Source organism: Bacteroides sp. AF39-11AC (assembly GCF_003474285.1).
In the GTDB taxonomy this organism is placed as follows: domain Bacteria; phylum Bacteroidota; class Bacteroidia; order Bacteroidales; family Bacteroidaceae; genus Bacteroides.
The window spans coordinates 371-615 of sequence record NZ_QROH01000039.1; the positions used below are offsets into that span (position 1 = coordinate 371).

At 44.5% G+C, this 245-nt stretch carries 1 pseudogene; it reads left to right on the forward strand.

The features are described from left to right. A pseudogene (locus DW036_RS26160) lies at nt 1–245 on the forward strand (peptidase domain-containing ABC transporter); the annotation flags it as partial.

The following is a 245-nucleotide window of genomic DNA, read 5'->3' on the forward strand; positions in this document are numbered from 1 at the left end:
CAAAGTACGGTAGTGCAACTGGTAAACGGCATGCAGGAAATAAAGCTCAGCGCCTGCGAACAGCAAAAACGCTGGGAATGGGAACGGATACAAGCTAAATTATTCAAAGTAAACATTAAGAGCCTTGCCCTGCGTCAATATCAAGACTCGGGAGCAGTACTGATAAATCAAAGCAAAAACCTGTTGATAACAGCACTTGTAGCAAGCTTGGTGGTGAAAGGAGAAATGACGCTGGGTATGATGCT